This is a genomic window from Streptomyces taklimakanensis (assembly GCF_009709575.1).
Lineage (GTDB): Bacteria > Actinomycetota > Actinomycetes > Streptomycetales > Streptomycetaceae > Streptomyces > Streptomyces taklimakanensis.
On the sequence record NZ_WIXO01000001.1, the window covers coordinates 2654284 to 2669598 of the forward strand.

Below are 15315 nucleotides of genomic sequence, written 5' to 3' on the forward strand. Positions count from 1 at the left end.
CGCACGGCGCCGTCCGGTTGGACACGGGGCGCGGAACGCTGGTGGTCGCAGGAGCGGCGATCCCGCGTGTCACCCTCCACCGGGCCCCGGGCACGCGCCGGCCGCCGCGTTCGGCACCGGTGGACTCCCCTGGTGGCCGGCGGCGCTCGACCTCATCGGCGACCTGCTCCCCGGCTGACGCCCTCCCACGCCCGGCCCGTCCCGCCCAACACGTCCATCAGTTCCTCGCCACGAGCGGTGCGACGGACCAGTACGTGCTGTCCACAGCGCAACCGCTCCACCAGCCCGGCCGCCTCCAGCCGGGTGCAGTGGTAGGTGACGGTGGCGGGCGCGTAGCGGAGACGCGCGGCGATCTCCCCCGAGGACAACGGTCCGGACAGGGCGTGCAGCACGGCGGCGCGGGTCTCGCCCAGCAACAGGCCGAGGGCGTCGGACGATCGGTCCCGCGGCGCGTCGCTCCCCCACAGGCCACCGAGCCCGGGTACCGGGTAGCCGATCCACACGGCGTCGGACCGGTCGAAGGAGAAGAGCGAGGCACCGCCTCCGGAGACGACCGGCACCAGGATGAGGCGCCGCCCGCCCAGCTCGAACGTCTCGCCCTGCTGGTCGGGCAGGCGCAGGACCGTTCCCCGCAGCCGGAAGCGGGGGCTGAGGTCGGCCAGGGCACAGTCCAGGGAACCACCGACCGTCGCGGCACCGACGCGTTCGGTCTCCCTCCCGATCAGCCGGCCGGCCGCGCGCCACATCGGAGCGACCTCGTTCCACACGCTCCGCATCAGCCGTGCGTAGGCGTTCTTCCACGCCTTCGGCCGGCGCACCACCGGCCGCCACTGAGCCGGCACGTCACCACCGAACTCGGTCTCGATCTCGCCGAGCAGGATGTCCGTCGACACCGCGTCGAGCTGCTCCAGGTGGTGGACGGATTCCTCCCGGGACATGGTGGCCGTCGGGGTGAGGCAGTCGGGGATGACGGAGAACCCCGGCGCGAAGAGGGGACGCAGCACATCGGCGGCCCCCTGCGGCACCGCGGCCCGGACCAGTCGCCGCACACGCGGGTGGACACCGTGGTCGCGGCCGCCCAGGGAGTCGGCGACCAGGGACAGGAGCGTCGCCCCCGGGTGGGGGACCACCCGGGGCACGAGCGTGTCGATCGAGCCCAAGCGCAGTTCGGACACCCCGGCCATCGATGTTCTCCCCTCGGTGCGGCTTCCCCGGGCGGCGTCCCCGTGCGGCGCGGTGCGGTGACAGATGACAGATGACAGATGACAGATGACATCATCATGCGACAACCGCACCGGCTCACGAAGTCCTTTCGGCCTCGGCCGAAGCCATCGGGAACGCGCCGACCGCCCTGGCCGGAAGTCGCCCTGTCGCGGTGCCGACCAAGGTCCATACGCTGCCGGGGACGAGGAGCGCGACCGCGTCGAAGGTACGCGCTCGCGGCGACGGGACGGAGGGTGGGGGCGTGACCGATCGGCCGCTGACATTCGTGGTGGGTACCGGACGGAGTGGTTCGACCGCGCTGTCACGGGTGGTGAACCGGCACCCGGACGTGCTGAGCCTCAACGAGCTGCTCTCCTCGGTCGGCTTCGGCGGAATGCCCGAGGGGACGCTCGCCGGTGAGGAGTTCTGGCGGCTCCTGGCCGACCCCAACCCGTCGTTCGACAGGATGATCCGCAGCGGCGCGGCCATCCCGGAGTTCGTCTACCCGCACCACCGGGGGCGTTTCTCGTCCCACACCACCGGCATACCCGCGCTGTGCCTGATGGTGCTGCCGCACCTCACCGACGACCCCGACGGGCTGCTGGACGAGTTGGCACCGGTGGTGTCCGCCTGGCCGCGCCGTCCGGTCGAGGACCAGTACCGGGAGTTCTTCGCCCTGTTGAGCGCCCGGTTCGGACGGCGTGCGGTGGTGGAGCGCTCGGGATTCTCGGTGGGGTGGGTGCCCCGGCTGCGGACGGGTTTCCCCGAGGCGAGGTTCGTCCACCTGTACCGGAACGGGCCGGACTGCGCGCTGTCGATGAGCCGGCACACCGGTTTCCGGATGCTCGCGCTGCTGGGCGAGATGTACGAGCGCCTGGGCCTGGCGTTCGGAACGGACCTGACGGAGGAGCACGTCCACGCGTTGCCGCCGGACCTGTCGGGACTGTTGGCGGGGGACACCTTCGACCCCCGGCTGATCTCCGACCGGGTGATGCCGGTGACGCTGTTCGGGGAGATGTGGTCGCGGCTGGTGGTCGAGTGCCTGGAGCATCTGGCGAAGGTGCCGCCGGAGCGTCAAACGAGCCTGTCGTACGAGGATCTGCTGGACGAACCGGAGGAGGAGTTGGCCCGGCTGGCCTCGTTCTTCGGCGTGGACGCCGACGCGGAGTGGACGACGGCGGGGCGGGCGATGCTCGACCCGGGCCGGCGCGGGGCCGCGCTGCGACTGCCGCCGAAGGAGTTGGCGGCGCTGCGGGAGGCCTGCGAGCCGGGGGAACGGGCGCTCGCGCTCGCCAAGGGGGCGTGAGCGGACGCGACCGGCCCCTCGGCCGGATGTCCCCCGGTCAAAAGGCCCGGCCGACGCCTCCCTAACGGGCACCGACCGCCTCGGGGGCGGCGTCCGCCACGGACGCGGCACCGCCCGTCGCCCGTTCCGGCCCGGCCGGTCGCCTGATGACCAACGAGACGAGCGCCGCCGCCGCGCAGAGCGCTCCGACGGCGATCCACACCACGTCGTACGTGCCGAAGACGTCCCGCGCCACACCGCCCAGGGCGGCCGCGAGGGCCGCGCCCACCTGGTGGGCGGTGTTGACCCAGCCGAAGACGATCGCGCCGTCCTCGCCGTGGAAGCTCCGGGCCAGCGCGATCACCGGCGGGACGGTGGCCAGGTCGAGCAGTCCGAAGAGGACGACGAACAGGATCATCGAGGGCCGCACCGTCGCGGCCATCGTCACCGGCAGGAACACCAGCAGGGCACCGCGCAGCGCGAAGGAGATCGCGAGCAGCCGTCGGGGGTCACAGCGGTCCGTGAGCCACCCGGAGGCGACGGTCCCGACCACGTTGAAGACGCCGATCGCCGCGAGCAGCGAGGCGGCGACGGTGGTCGGCATCCCGTGGTCGTGGGCGGCGGGGGCGAAGTGGGTCCACATGATGCCGTTCGTCGAGGCGCCACAGACCGCGAAGACGCCCGCCATCAGCCAGAACGGGCCGGTCCTGGCCGCGTCGAGCAGCACGCTCACGGCACGCCGAGCCGCTCCGGGTACCGGGGCGGGCCTCGGCGTGAACTCCCGGGCGCCGTACGCCTCCACGCCGACGTCCGCCGGGTGGTCGCGCAGCACCAGCAGGAGCAGGGGGACCACGGCCAGGGCCCCCAGTGCGAGCGTCGCGGTGGCCGTGCTCCACCGGTGGTGCTCGACGATCCAGGCGAGCAGGGGCAGGAAGACCATCTGGCCCAGGACGCTCGCCGAGGTCAACAGGCCGGTCGCCAGGCCGCGCCGCTCGACGAACCAGCGCCCCACCACGGTGGCGGCGAACGCCATCGCCATGGAGCCGGTCCCCAGGCCGACCAGCAGCCCCCAGTACAGCGTGAGCTGCCAGGCCGCGGACATGACCGTGGTCAGCGCGGCTCCGACGGCGACGAGCGTCAGGGCCCCGGCGACGACCCGACGGATGCCGAAGCGGTCCATCAGGGCCGCCGCGAAGGGGGCCGTGAGCCCGTAGAGCACCATGTTCACCGAGGCCGCGAAGCCGATGGAACCGCGCGACCAGCCGAAGTCCCGGTGCAGTGGGTCGACCAGCAGCCCCGGCACGGTGGAGAAGGCCCCGGCGACGACGATGGCCACAGCGGCGGCGGCCGCGACCCACCAGGCACGGTGCACCAGGGGGCCGCGAGAGGTGTGGGGAGTCTCGGCGCTGCGTGTCATACGGCAATCCTCCGGAGGGAGGGGCACGACAACGAGTGGCCCGATAGTCAACATGTGAAAGAATCGGGCCATGAGCGCTTTCGTCCACCCCGACCGGCACCGGGTCGCCGTCCTCGTCCGGGACGGCCTGCTGCCCATCGAGATGGGGATCGCCCACCGGCTGTTCGGCCAGGCGGCGTCAGCGGCCGGGGAGCCGTTGTACGAGGTCGCGACCTGCGCACTCGTCCCGGGTGAGGTACGGACCGACACCGACGTCACCCTCAACGTCGCCCACGGGCCGGAGATCCTGGCCGAGGCCGACACCGTGGTCGTCCCGGCCGCCCAGGAGGACTACACCCGGACGGAGAGCGGCCTCGACGCTCCGCTCGCCGACGCCTTCGCCCGCATCCGGCCCGGCACCCGCGTCGCCTCGATTTGCACGGGCGCCTTCGTACTGGCGGCGGCGGGCCTCCTGGACGGTCGCCGGGCGACGACCCACTGGAAGTCGTGCGACCAGTTCCGGGCGCTGTACCCGAACGTCGACCTGGACCCGGACGTGCTGTACACGGACGAGGGGGACGTCCTGACCTCTGCCGGGGTCGCCTCCGGCATCGACCTGTGCCTGCACATGATCCGCCGCGACCACGGAACGGCCGTGGCCAACGCCGTCGCCCGCAGCACCGTCGTCCCTCCGCACCGGGAGGGTGGCCAGGCCCAGTTCATCCGGCGCCCCGTCCCCGACTCCCGCTCCTCCTCCACCGGCGCGGCGCGCGCCTGGGCCCTGGAGCACCTGGACCGGCAGCTCACCCTGCGCGAGCTGGCCGAGCGCGAGTCGACGAGCGTGCGCACCTTCACGCGCCGTTTCCGCGAGGAGACGGGGCTGTCCCCCCTCCAGTGGCTCAACCGGCAGCGCGTCGAGCGGGCACGACAACTGCTGGAGGAGAGCAGCCTGTCCGTCGACAGGATCGCGGCGGACGTCGGCTTCGGCACGGCCGCCTCGCTGCGCCAGCACTTCCACGCCGCGCTCGGGGTGTCCCCCAGCGCCTACCGGGGGACGTTCCGCGCCCGCTCGTCGAAGCCGGTGGGGGCCTGAGCGACGCCGCGCGGCGCGCCGACGTCATCGAAGGCGCGTCGAGGGCGTCGAAGGCGTCGAGGGCGTCGAAGGCGGCATCGAGGGGGCGGGTGCCTCGGCCGTTTCGCGGACGGCGAGCCGCTCCCGGGCGGCGGGCACCCCGGCGGGCCGACCACGCCCCCGCGTTCCCGACGGGGAATTGTCAGTGGCGGAGGGCAACATGGCGGGCATGACGTCACCATCCGGCCCGGGTAAGGGCCCGTTCACCGCGCTCGGACGCCTGGTGGTCCTCGTGACCGACCCGGAGGCGGCCCTGGCGTTCTACCGCGACGTCCTCGGCTTCCGGGTGCTGTACGACCGCACCGAGGGCGGCTACCGCTACCTCCACCTCGGCGTTCCCGGCCAGGAGGGGGTCGGCCTGTGGCTGATGCCCGCCACCGGCGAGGAGGAGCGCCGACTGGTCGGGCGGCAGACCGGCGGCCAGCCGTTGCTCGTCCTCTACACGGACGATCTGGACGCGGTCTCGCGGCGGCTGCGCGAACACGGCACACGGACATGGGCCGAGCGCGAGGACGCGGACAGCCGCTCCCTGCACTTCGAGGACCTGTACGGCAACGTGATCGTCGCGGTGCAACTCCTCGCCTCCACCCCGCCCCCCGCCTGACGGCGCCCGCGCGCCGGCGACCGGGCGGGGCGGGCCGCGCCCCGCCCGGTCGCACCGCGGCGTCAGGCCGTCGGGCTCCGCTGACCGACCAGGGCCACCCACGCCGTGACCGACCCGTCGGCGTGCCGCTCCAGATCGGCGCCCGCCGCCGACAGCAGGCGGCGGGCGGCGGCGTTGGCCGAGCCGGTGCCGGCGAACAGGCGGGCGGCACCACCCCGGCGGGCCTCCTCCCGCAGCAGCGCCAACACCCGCGTGCCCACGCCGCGCCCCCGGTGGGAGCGCCCGAGCCACAGCCCGGCCTCGACCGCGTCCGGCTCCGGGCGCGGGGCCAGCCGGGCCGCTCCGGCGACCGTCTCCTCCGGCAGCCCGTCCTCACCCGGTTCGGTCACGACGACGGCGTAGGTGCGCTGGGGCGCCCCGGGCCCCAACGAGTGGAAGCGGTGGAAACGCGAGAACGCCTCCCGGAGCGCGTCCGTCCAGACCACCGGTCCCGCCGCGCCGTTCCCACCGGCGCCCCCGGCAGCGTCCTCGACCGGCGGCATCACCTCGCGAGGCTCGGCCTCGGCGACGGCCGTGGCCAGCAGCGCGCGCAGCAGTTCCTCGTCCAAGGGGCGCAGGGCGACGGGAACGGGGCTCGTAAGACTCATGGGGTAACAATGCCCACCACACGCGCCGTCACCCAACGACTTTTCACACCCGAAAGCCGTGCCCGTAAGGGGGAATTCGGCGCGTGTCCCCGTGCGCCGACGACCATCGGGGGCGGTGTGGTCGTAGTCAGGGTCCATGACCCTCCACACCGACCATCACACCGACCCCCGCCCCGATGGAGCCGGCCCCGCCCTGTCGCGCCGACGGTTCGCCGCGGGCGCCGGTACGGTCGCCGCCGTCGCCACCGCCGGACTCACCGCGGCCGCTCCCTCCGCACCGACCGCCCCCTCCGTCCCGTCACCCGCCGCCGCGGGCACCGCCCACCGGGAGAGGTGCCTGGCGGTGGCCCGCGCCATCCTCCTGCTCGACGACGAGAACAACGAACTCGCCCCGCGCTACGCCAGGATCCTGCACGGCGACGGGCTGCCCCGCGGCGGTGCCACGGGGGCCCCGAAGAGGGTCCTGGTCGTCGGGGCGGGGCCGGCCGGGCTCACCGCCGCGCTGCTGCTGCGGCGCGCCGGGCACCACGTCACCGTCATCGAGGCCAACGGCAACCGGGCCGGCGGCCGGATCAAGACCTTCCGCACCGGCGGACACGAGGGCGCGACCCAGCCGTTCGCCGACCCCCGGCAGTACGCGGAGGCCGGGGCCATGCGCATCCCCGGCAGCCACCCGCTGGTCATCGGACTGATCGACAAACTGGAGCTGCGGCGCCGCCGCTTCCACCTGGTGGACGTCGACGCCGAGGGCCGTCCCGCGTACCGCACGTGGATCAACGTCAACGGCGTCCGCGTCCGCCGCGCGGACTACGCCCGGGACCCGCGGGAGGTCAACCGCTCCTTCGGGGTGCCCGAGAAGTACCGGGACGTTCCGGCGGCGACGATCCTGGGCCGAGCCCTGGACCCGGTGCGCGACGAGTACAGCACCGTCGGACCGGACGGCAGGCGCGTCGACAAGCCGCTCCCGGAGCGCCTGGAGGGCTGGGCGCGGATCGTCGAGCGGTTCGGCGACTGGTCGATGTACCGCTTCCTGACGGAGTACGCGGGATTCGACGAGCGCACGATCGACCTGATCGGCACCCTGGAGAACCTCACCTCCCGGCTGCCGCTCTCCTTCCTCCACAGCTTCATCGGCTGGTCCCTGATCAGTCCCGACACCACCTTCTGGGAGCTGGAGGGCGGCACCGCCACCCTGGTCGACGCGCTGCTGGAGGAGGTCCGCGACACGGTGCGCTTCGACCGCCGCGCCACCCGCATCGAGTACCGCCCGGGGAACGGCGGGCGGGACGGACGGGACGGACGGGGCAGCCGCGAGGACACGCCGCACATCGGCTCGGACGGTCCGGCGGTGTGGATCGACACCGTCTCCGAGGGCCGCGACGGCATGGTGGTGCGCGAACAGTTCACCGGCGACTGCGCGATCGTCACCGTGCCCTTCTCCGGGTTGCGACAGGTGCAGATCGCTCCGCCGCCGTCGTACGACAAGCGGCGGGCGTTGGCCGAGTTGCACTACGACAGCGCCACCAAGGTGCTGCTGGAGTTCAGCCGCCGCTGGTGGGAGTTCGACGAGGACGACTGGCGGCGCGAGCTGGAGGCCGTCCGCCCGGGCCTGTACGACGAGTACCGCACCGGCAAGGCCCCCGACGACGGCAGCCTGCTGGGCGCCCACCCGTCCGTGCCGGCCGGCCACATCACCCCCGCCCAGCGCGTGCACTACACGGCGTGCCGGTGGATCTCGCGCGACCAGCCGGAGGCGGCGGACGTGGTCGGCGGGGGGTCGGTGTGCGACAACCCCAACCGGTTCATGTTCAACCCCTCGCACCGTGTCGAGGGCAGCGAGGGCGGGGTGCTGCTGGCGTCCTACAGCTGGGCCGACGACGCGCGGCGCTGGGACTCCCTCGACGGCGACGCCCGCTACCCGTACGCCCTGCGCGGCGTGCAGCAGGTGTACGGGCAGCGGGTGGAGGTCTTCTACACCGGCGCGGGCCGCACCCAGAGCTGGCAGCGGGACCCGTACGCGTACGGCGAGGCGGCGGTGCTGCTGCCGGGTCAGCACACCGAACTCTTCCCGCACCTGGGCACCCGTGAGGGCCCGTTGTTCTTCGCGGGCGACCACACCTCCATCAGGACGGCGTGGATCGAGGGCGCCCTGGAGTCGGCGGTGCGGACGGCGCTGGAGGTGCACCGGGCGTAACGTCACGGGCACGCGAGGGGGGAGGGCGGACCGTCACCCGCCCTCCCCTCTCCGTTCCTCCCCGGTGTGCCCGGGCCCGTCAGCCCTCTCCCCTGAGCCGCCCCGCGATGCGCACCACGCGCTGCGCCATGTGGTCCAGGGCGGTGTACTCGGTGTCGGTCAGCGGCGCGTCGTTGTTCGGGCCGGTGACGTGGGAGACGCCGTAGGGGTTGCCGTCGGCGAACTTCAGCGGATCGGTGTAGCCCGGGGCGACGACCAGGCCGCCGAAGTGGTGGATGGTGTTGTACAGGGCCAGCAGCGTCGACTCCTGACCGCCGTGGTCGGTCTGGGTGGCGGTGAAGCCGGCGTACACCTTGTCGGCGAGCAGCCCCTGCTGCCACTGCGGCCCCAGGGTGTCGAGGAACTGCTTGAGCTGGCTGGCGACGTTGCCGTAGCGCGTCGGGGAGCCGAACAGCACGGCGTCGGCCCACACGACGTCGTCGGCGGTGGCTTCCGGCTCGTCCTTGGTGCGGTCGAAGTGCTGGCTCCAGGCCGCGTTGGAGGCGATGGCCTCCTGGGGAGCCAGCTCGGCGACCTGCCGCAGCCGCACCTCCGCGCCCTCCCTCTCGCCGGCCTCGGCCAGGCGCTTGGCCATGCCGTGGACGGTGCCGGTCGCCGAGTAGTAGATGACGGCCAGCTTGACGTTGCTCATGTGATGACGACTCCTCGTTCGCGCCGGCGGTGACGGTGGCGCGCTCCGTCTCCCCGGTCGCGCTCCGAGGCCGTCACCCCGTGCCGATGTGCCAGTGCCGATGTGCCCGTGCCGCGCGCCAGGGAGCCGCGCGGTCTGGGGCACGGTTGACCGGAGTACCCACGAGGGCCGGTTCCGAACGACTCCACCCGGAGGAAGCCCCACCGCGCCGGCGCGGTCGTTCCTCCGGCACGCCGGCGACCGCACGGTTGACGTCGCCCGGCCGTCCCGCGCGCGGCGGCCGGGCCCCGGCGGGAGGCCCGAGGGAGGACCTGGTCGCACGGGCCGGCCGGACTCGGGGAGAATGCGTTTCTCGCCATCCTTGCCGGGGCGCCCCTCCCTGTTCCGGGCCGCCCCGACACATACCAGCACGAAGGAGCCCTGGTGGGGGAGACCCGACGACACCGAGTGGACACACCGTCCTCGACTTCCTGGTCGACGCGCGGCCTCAACGTGGTGCGCGGCGCGCTCATAGGCACAGCGGAGACCGTCCCGGGCGTCAGCGGAGGCACGGTGGCCCTCGTGGTCGGTGTGTACGACACGGCGATCGGTTCGGCGAGCAGGCTGGTCACCGGCGCCCGCCTGGCGCTCGCGGACCTCCCTCGGGGGCGGGGGTTCTCCCGGGCCGCCCGGGAGTTCCGCCAGGTCCCGTGGGGGCTCATCGTCCCGCTGCTGCTCGGCATGTTCGCGGCCCTGGTGTTGATGGCCGGCCTCGTCGAGGGCTGGGTCGAGGACCAGCCGGTGCAGAGCCGCGCCCTCTTCTTCGGTCTGGTGCTGGCGTCGCTGTGGGTGCCGTTCTCACTGGCCGCCCGGGCCCCGAGGGCCGACGGCGCCACCGGCCCCTGGCGGGCGGGCGAGGTCCTGTTGGCCCTGCTGGGTGCCGTGGCCGCCTTCGTGATCGTCAGCCTGCCCCCCGGCGAGGTGGAGGCCACCCCGCCGATCATCGTCGCCGCTGCGGCGATCGCGGTGTCGGCGCTGGTGCTGCCCGGCCTGTCGGGTTCTTTCCTGCTGCTGACCTTCGGGCTGTACGAGACGACGTTGTCCGCCGTCAACGACCGCGACTTCGGCTACCTGGGTCTCTTCGCGCTCGGCGCCCTCCTGGGGCTGGCCTCGTTCGTCAAGCTGATGCAGTGGCTGCTGGACCACCGGCAGCGCGTCACGCTGGTCGTGCTGACCGGTGTGGTGGCGGGCTGCCTGCGGGCCCTGTGGCCCTGGCAGGACGAGGACCGTGCCCTCCTCGCCCCGGACGAGCACCTGGGTGCGGCGATCGGCTTCGGGGTGTTGGGCTTCGTGGTGGTCGCGGCGTTCGCGGTGGCGGAGCACCGCGCCAAGAAGCGGCGCGAGGCGGCCGCCGTCCGCGCGGTCGAGGGCCACACCGGAGGAGGTCGGCACCGCGCCGGGGCCCCGACGCCCTGACACCGCGCCCGGTAGGGCACCCGGCGCGCGCCACGACGACACCGGACGGCACCGGGCGCACCGGATGACACCGGGCGAATCGCGGCACTCGTCGACGAGAGGACCGGCGGGGCCGGGACCGTTCGAACGGTTCCGGCCCCGTCGGCGTTTCCGCGTCCGACGCGTCCGGCGGGCCGGGAAGCGCGCCCGCGGCCCCGCCGAGGTCGTTCCGCTCGTCCGACCCACGGTCCGGCCGGCCCTCCGTCGCGAGACCGGCCGGTGCAACACTCCAGCAAGCACTTGCTTGCAAAAGTTAGCGGAACGAGGCACCGTGGGGACATGGCTTCACTTCATGTCGGCAACCTCGGCGAGTTCCTGCGGGAGCAGCGGCGCAGCGCGCGGCTGTCCCTGCGGCAGCTCGCCGACGCCGCCGGGGTGTCGAATCCGTACCTCAGCCAGATCGAACGGGGGCTGCGCAAGCCCAGCGCCGAGATCCTCCAGCAGCTCGCCAAAGCGCTGCGGATCTCCGCCGAGACGCTGTACGTCCAGGCCGGAATCCTCGACGAGAAGGAGCAGGCCGGGCTGGAGGTGCGCAGCGCGATCCTGGCCGACACGTCGATCAACGAGCAGCAGAAGCAGGTGTTGCTCCAGGTCTACGCGTCGTTCCGCAAGGAGAACGGACACACCGAGGACGCCTCCGCCACGGAGGTCGAGGACGCCCCCTCCACCGACACGAAGCCCCGAGAACCGTAACCAGGAGGGACCCTCATGACCGACAAGAACGCCGGTGCCGCCGGTACCGCCACCAAGACCACCAACAAGGCCGGTGACCTGCGCAAGGCCCTGGCCGATCCCACCCCGCTGTACTTCGCCGCCGGGGTGATCGACAAGATCCGTGAGGTGGCGCCCGAACGCCTCGCCGCCGTCAAGGAGAAGACCGCCGACCCCAAGGTCGTGCAGGAGCGCTTCGCCCAGCAGGCCAAGCAGACCCAGTCGCGGCTGACCTCGGCCCTGTCCGGGCTCGACACCGACCTGAAGAAGCTGCGCGAGCAGGCCCAGCACCTGGCGTTCCAGGGTCTGGGACTCGCCGCCGAGTACGCCGTGAAGGCCCGCGCGGGGTACGGCGGGCTGGCCGAGCGCGGCCGGGGCGCGGTGCGCGCCTGGCGCGGGGAGAGCGCCGAGGGCAGCACGGATGAGACGCCCGGCAGGGCTCCCGGGAAGGCCGCCGGTCGGGCTCCGCTGGCCTCGCGCCACCGCGGCGAGGCCGTCGTCGTCGAGGCGGGCGAGGAGGAGGAGAAGCCGCGGCCCAAGATGGGCGGCACCCGACAGGGCTCGGCCGGCAGGACCACGGCCCGCAGGAGCACCGCGGACACCGGCAAAACCTCCGGGAAGAGCGCCGCGAAGCCGACTCCGAAGACGGTCGCGAAGAAGACCACCGCGAAGAAGACCACCGCGAGGAAGACCACCACCGGGGAGTCCTCCTCGAAGTCCGCCGGGCGGTCGGGCGGCCGGTCGGGCTCGGAGAAGACCGAGTCGTGATCCTTTCCGGGGTCGGGCACACCCTTCGTGTCCGGCCCCGGTACCGGTAGCGTTGGGAGCCGACGACCGGCTCACGGACGGGATGGTGCCAGAGTGCTTCTGGAGGGTTTCTACGGGCTGATGTCCTGGGTGTTCCTGGGCCTGCTCGTGTTCAGCATCTTCTGCTTCGTCGACGCGGCCCTGCGCCGTGAGGACGCCTACCGGGCCGCGGACAAGAAGACCAAGGGCTTCTGGCTGATCATCCTCGGCATCACCGTGGCGGTGAACCTGTTCCTGGGCATGATCTTCCTGGTCGTCGCCGGTCTGATCGCCAACATCGTGTACATGGTGGACGTGCGGCCCGCGCTCATCCAGGTCGGCGGGGGCGGCCGGGGCGGCTTCCGGCGCGGCAGCAGCAGCGACGGCCCCTACGGTCCGTACAACGGCGGTCGCTGAGTCACCGGCCCCGGTGGGGCCGTCCCCGGTGGGGCGGTCCCCGCCCCACCGCTCCGGGCGCGGCCGTCAGCCCCGGTCGAGCAGCACGACCGCCACGTCGTCCGTCAACTCGTCGCCGTTCAGCTCCCGCACCTCGGCCAGCACCGCGTCCAGCAGTGCCTCGCCGCGCAGCCCGGTGACCATCCGCTGCCCGACGATCCCGAGCATGCCCTCCTGGCCGAGCCGCCGGCCCCCCTGGCCGATGTGGCCCTCGATCAGCCCGTCGGTGTACATCATCAGGCTCCACGCACCGCCCAGCTCCACCTGGGTGCGGGGCCAGCGGGCGCCCGGCAGCACGCCCAGCGCCGGCCCCCCGCCGTCGCCGTGCGGCAGCAGTCGCGGCCCCCGTCCACCGCCCGCGACCAGCGGTGCGGGGTGGCCCGCCAGACACAGCCCGGCCCGCCGCCCGTCCGGGGCGATGTCGACGGTGCAGAGGGTGGCGAAGATCTCGTCGCTGGAGCGCTCGTGTTCCAGCACCCGCTGGAGCGTTCCCAACAACTGGTCGCCGCAGAGGCCGGCGAAGGTCAGCGCCCGCCAGGCGATCCGCAGCTCGACCCCGAGCGCCGCCTCGTCCGGGCCGTGCCCGCACACGTCACCGATCATGGCGTGGACGGTCCCGTCGGCGGTGCGCACCGTGTCGTAGAAGTCGCCGCCGAGCAGGGCCCTGGAGCGGCCGGGCCGGTAACGGGCCGCGAACCGCAGCTCCGAGCCGTCCAGCAGCGGTGTGGGCAGCAGTCCACGTTCCAGTCGGGCGTTCTCCTGGGCCCGCATCCGGGATTCGGTGAGCTGCCGCTGGGCCAGGTCCGCCCGCTTGCGCTCGACGGCGTAGCGGATGGCCCGGCTCAGGACCCGGCCGTCCAGTTCGCCGCGGAAGAGGAAGTCCTGCGCGCCGACCCGTACGGCCTCGGCCGCGCGTTCGGCGTCGTCCTCGGCGGTGAGGGCCAGGACGGCGTGCCGGGGTGCCATCCTCAGCACCCGGCGCAGGATGTCCAACTCGTCCCTCTCCTCGTCCGCCACGTCCGCCTCCTCCGTGCCGCGGGCGGCGGCCTGGGCGCCCGCGGGCACCGGGGGACCGTCGGAGAGCGCGAGGTCGAGCAGGATGCAGTGGACGTCGTCGGTGAGCAGCCGCTCGGCCTCGGTGAGGTTGCGGGCGGTGCGGACCCGTACGCGGCCTCCCGAGGCGTCGAGCATCTCGGGCACGGCCAGCGAGCCCGCCGGGTCTTCCTCGACGACGAGCAGCGTCAGGCTGCCGGTGGGCGCGGCCTCGGGCTCCCTGGGCTCGCCCATCTGCCGCGGCAGCGCCGCGGATCCCACCTCGTTGCCCATCGATACGGGCATGCCTGTAGTCCTCTTCCCTCCCCCCGAGGGCACGTCCGGGCGCCGGGTGAAGGCGCCCCGGGTGACCTTAGCGGTCCGGGGGGCTGCACGGAATGCCTTGTGGCATATGCCAAACGGCCGACGATGGCCGCTCTCCTCGGCGGGGGAACGGCCCGCCACCCACGCGCCCTACAGGTCGGGACGCACCACCCCCAGGATCGGCAGGGAGCCCGCTCCGGCCGTGGTGATCTGCCGGCCCGTCCGCGGCGCGTGGACCATCACGCCGTCGCCCACGTACAGGCCGACGTGGCCGGCATCACCCTTGTAGACGATCAGGTCGCCGGGGCGCATGTCGGTGACCTCCACCCTCGGCAGCCGCCTCCACTGCTCCTGCGACGTGCGCGGGATCCGCAGCCCCGCCGCCTCCCAGGCGCGCATCGTCAGCCCCGAGCAGTCGTAGGTGAGCGGCCCCTCGGCACCCCACTCGTAGTCCTTGCCGAGCTGGGCCATGGCATAGGCGACGGCCTTCCTGCCGCGTTCGGAGGCCTTGTCGTCGATCTCCTCCAGCACACCCGTCCCAAGCCACTTCGCCTGTCGCTCCCGGGCCGTCTTCTCCTCCAGCCGCCGCAGCCGCTGCAGTTCCTCGGCCGCCAGCTCCGACTCCAGCTTCTCGGCCTTCGCCAGCTCCGTCTCGATGCTCTTCTTGGCGTCCGCCTTCCTCTTGCGGTCCGCCTTCAGCTCGGCCCAGCGTTCGGTGGCCTCCTCGGCGTGGTCGTCCAGGTCCTCCCGGGCCGTCTCCAGCCTCCCGATCAGCCCCTTGGCGGCCTGTTCCCCCTTGTGGAGCAGCCCGAGATCACGCAGGAAGTCCTCCGGATCGTCCTCCAGGGCCAGCCGTGCCCCGGGCGGCAGCCCGCTGCCCCGGTACTGGGCCCGGGCCATCGCCCCGGTCCTGTCCACCAGGTCGTCCAGTCGACCGCGGATCCGCACGATCTCGCCGGCCAGCCGTACGATCTCGCGCTGCTGCTTCCGGGCGCGCTCCTCGGCCGCGTTGTACTTCTCGGCGGCCGACTCCACACGGTCGTGCAGCTTCTCGATCCTCCGATGGAGCCTGTCCAGCTCCGCGGTGCTCACGGCCCTGCCGTCGGTGCCGTCGGTGCCGTCGGTGCCGGTGGTCCCCCCATCGGCGGCGCCGTCCTCGGGCGGCGCGGCGGACACCCGCGCGCCCCCCTTCCCCGGGCCGGGCCCGCCCGGCTCCGCGTGCGCGGCCCCCGCGGGGAGCGACAGCCCGAACTGCGCGCACACCAGCGCGCAGGCCACCACCAGCCCCCTGGACACGGTCCTCGCCGGCCCTCGCGAGCGAGCCCCACGGGCCCTGCCGGCGCAGCCCCCCTGCCGTCCC

General features: G+C 73.4%; 14 protein-coding genes. 8 read left to right on the forward strand and 6 right to left on the reverse strand.

The annotated features are described in order from the left end of the window. Nucleotides 1–152 precede the first annotated feature (152 nt). A complete protein-coding gene (locus tag F0L17_RS11540) occupies nucleotides 153–1184 on the reverse strand; it encodes an ArsR/SmtB family transcription factor (protein WP_155071013.1) in 1032 nt (343 codons plus the stop codon). 281 nt (nucleotides 1185–1465) lie between these two features. Here F0L17_RS11540 and F0L17_RS11545 point away from each other — a divergent pair, with 281 nt between their 5' ends. Continuing rightward, complete coding sequence (locus F0L17_RS11545) at nucleotides 1466–2509, forward strand: sulfotransferase (protein WP_162466076.1); 1044 nt, start codon at nucleotides 1466–1468, stop codon at nucleotides 2507–2509. Between the two features lie 61 nt (nucleotides 2510–2570). Here F0L17_RS11545 and F0L17_RS11550 read toward each other — a convergent pair whose 3' ends face one another. Next, the gene (locus F0L17_RS11550) at nucleotides 2571–3905 is read right to left on the reverse strand and encodes an MFS transporter (protein WP_155071014.1); all 1335 of its coding nucleotides are present in this window, start codon (nucleotides 3903–3905) and stop codon (nucleotides 2571–2573) included. 70 nt (nucleotides 3906–3975) lie between these two features. Between F0L17_RS11550 and F0L17_RS11555 the strand changes: the two genes are divergently transcribed. Both F0L17_RS11555 and F0L17_RS11560 read left to right on the forward strand, forming a co-directional pair. Next, nucleotides 3976–4977: a GlxA family transcriptional regulator gene (locus F0L17_RS11555; RefSeq protein ID WP_155071015.1), complete on the forward strand. Its 1002-nt coding sequence runs from the start codon at nucleotides 3976–3978 to the stop codon at nucleotides 4975–4977. Nucleotides 4978–5185: 208 nt separating this feature from the next. Then, nucleotides 5186–5620: a VOC family protein gene (locus tag F0L17_RS11560; protein WP_162466077.1), complete on the forward strand. Its 435-nt coding sequence runs from the start codon at nucleotides 5186–5188 to the stop codon at nucleotides 5618–5620. 62 nt (nucleotides 5621–5682) lie between these two features. Here F0L17_RS11560 and F0L17_RS11565 read toward each other — a convergent pair whose 3' ends face one another. Next, nucleotides 5683–6267 (reverse strand): GNAT family N-acetyltransferase, encoded by a 585-nt coding sequence (locus F0L17_RS11565; RefSeq protein ID WP_155071017.1) that lies wholly within the window; start codon nucleotides 6265–6267, stop codon nucleotides 5683–5685. A 136-nt stretch (nucleotides 6268–6403) separates the two neighbouring features. Here F0L17_RS11565 and F0L17_RS11570 point away from each other — a divergent pair, with 136 nt between their 5' ends. Next, entirely contained in the window at nucleotides 6404–8461 is a 2058-nt protein-coding gene (locus F0L17_RS11570; protein WP_155071018.1) for an NAD(P)/FAD-dependent oxidoreductase, read from the forward strand. Nucleotides 8462–8540: 79 nt separating this feature from the next. On the opposite strand, the gene wrbA is transcribed toward F0L17_RS11570, so the two are convergent. Then, nucleotides 8541–9152, reverse strand: a complete 612-nt coding sequence (gene wrbA / locus F0L17_RS11575) for an NAD(P)H:quinone oxidoreductase (protein WP_155071019.1) — start codon at nucleotides 9150–9152, stop codon at nucleotides 8541–8543. A 423-nt stretch (nucleotides 9153–9575) separates the two neighbouring features. Here wrbA and F0L17_RS11580 point away from each other — a divergent pair, with 423 nt between their 5' ends. The 4 genes from F0L17_RS11580 (at nucleotide 9576) to F0L17_RS11595 (ending at nucleotide 12560) form a co-directional block, all read left to right on the forward strand. Then, on the forward strand, nucleotides 9576–10607 hold the full coding sequence (locus tag F0L17_RS11580; RefSeq protein WP_202917862.1) for an undecaprenyl phosphate translocase family protein: 1032 nt from the start codon (nucleotides 9576–9578) through the stop codon (nucleotides 10605–10607). Between the two features lie 318 nt (nucleotides 10608–10925). Then, the gene (locus F0L17_RS11585) at nucleotides 10926–11339 is read left to right on the forward strand and encodes a helix-turn-helix domain-containing protein (RefSeq protein ID WP_155071021.1); all 414 of its coding nucleotides are present in this window, start codon (nucleotides 10926–10928) and stop codon (nucleotides 11337–11339) included. Nucleotides 11340–11354: 15 nt separating this feature from the next. Next, nucleotides 11355–12125 (forward strand): hypothetical protein, encoded by a 771-nt coding sequence (locus F0L17_RS11590; RefSeq protein ID WP_202917863.1) that lies wholly within the window; start codon nucleotides 11355–11357, stop codon nucleotides 12123–12125. A 93-nt stretch (nucleotides 12126–12218) separates the two neighbouring features. Next, on the forward strand, nucleotides 12219–12560 hold the full coding sequence (locus F0L17_RS11595) for a DUF2516 family protein (protein ID WP_162466078.1): 342 nt from the start codon (nucleotides 12219–12221) through the stop codon (nucleotides 12558–12560). A 66-nt stretch (nucleotides 12561–12626) separates the two neighbouring features. On the opposite strand, the gene F0L17_RS11600 is transcribed toward F0L17_RS11595, so the two are convergent. Both F0L17_RS11600 and F0L17_RS11605 read right to left on the reverse strand, forming a co-directional pair. Next, the gene (locus tag F0L17_RS11600; protein ID WP_155073498.1) at nucleotides 12627–13886 is read right to left on the reverse strand and encodes a PP2C family protein-serine/threonine phosphatase; all 1260 of its coding nucleotides are present in this window, start codon (nucleotides 13884–13886) and stop codon (nucleotides 12627–12629) included. Nucleotides 13887–14105: 219 nt separating this feature from the next. After that, nucleotides 14106–15251 carry a C40 family peptidase gene (locus tag F0L17_RS11605; protein ID WP_338018039.1) on the reverse strand — a complete coding sequence of 382 codons (1146 nt, stop codon included), beginning with the start codon at nucleotides 15249–15251 and terminating at the stop codon, nucleotides 14106–14108. Nucleotides 15252–15315: the final 64 nt, after the last annotated feature.

What these genes read in the sequence shown, in the direction of transcription:
- F0L17_RS11540 (WP_155071013.1), bottom strand. Translation starts at nt 1,184, where the DNA reads ATGGCCGGGGTGTCCGAACTGCGCTTGGGCTCGATCGACACGCTCGTG.
- F0L17_RS11550 (WP_155071014.1), bottom strand. Translation starts at nt 3,905, where the DNA reads ATGACACGCAGCGCCGAGACTCCCCACACCTCTCGCGGCCCCCTGGTG.
- F0L17_RS11555 (WP_155071015.1), top strand. Translation starts at nt 3,976, where the DNA reads ATGAGCGCTTTCGTCCACCCCGACCGGCACCGGGTCGCCGTCCTCGTC.
- F0L17_RS11560 (WP_162466077.1), top strand. Translation starts at nt 5,186, where the DNA reads ATGACGTCACCATCCGGCCCGGGTAAGGGCCCGTTCACCGCGCTCGGA.
- F0L17_RS11565 (WP_155071017.1), bottom strand. Translation starts at nt 6,267, where the DNA reads ATGAGTCTTACGAGCCCCGTTCCCGTCGCCCTGCGCCCCTTGGACGAG.
- F0L17_RS11570 (WP_155071018.1), top strand. Translation starts at nt 6,404, where the DNA reads ATGACCCTCCACACCGACCATCACACCGACCCCCGCCCCGATGGAGCC.
- wrbA (WP_155071019.1), bottom strand. Translation starts at nt 9,152, where the DNA reads ATGAGCAACGTCAAGCTGGCCGTCATCTACTACTCGGCGACCGGCACC.
- F0L17_RS11585 (WP_155071021.1), top strand. Translation starts at nt 10,926, where the DNA reads ATGGCTTCACTTCATGTCGGCAACCTCGGCGAGTTCCTGCGGGAGCAG.
- F0L17_RS11590 (WP_202917863.1), top strand. Translation starts at nt 11,355, where the DNA reads ATGACCGACAAGAACGCCGGTGCCGCCGGTACCGCCACCAAGACCACC.
- F0L17_RS11600 (WP_155073498.1), bottom strand. Translation starts at nt 13,886, where the DNA reads ATGGGCGAGCCCAGGGAGCCCGAGGCCGCGCCCACCGGCAGCCTGACG.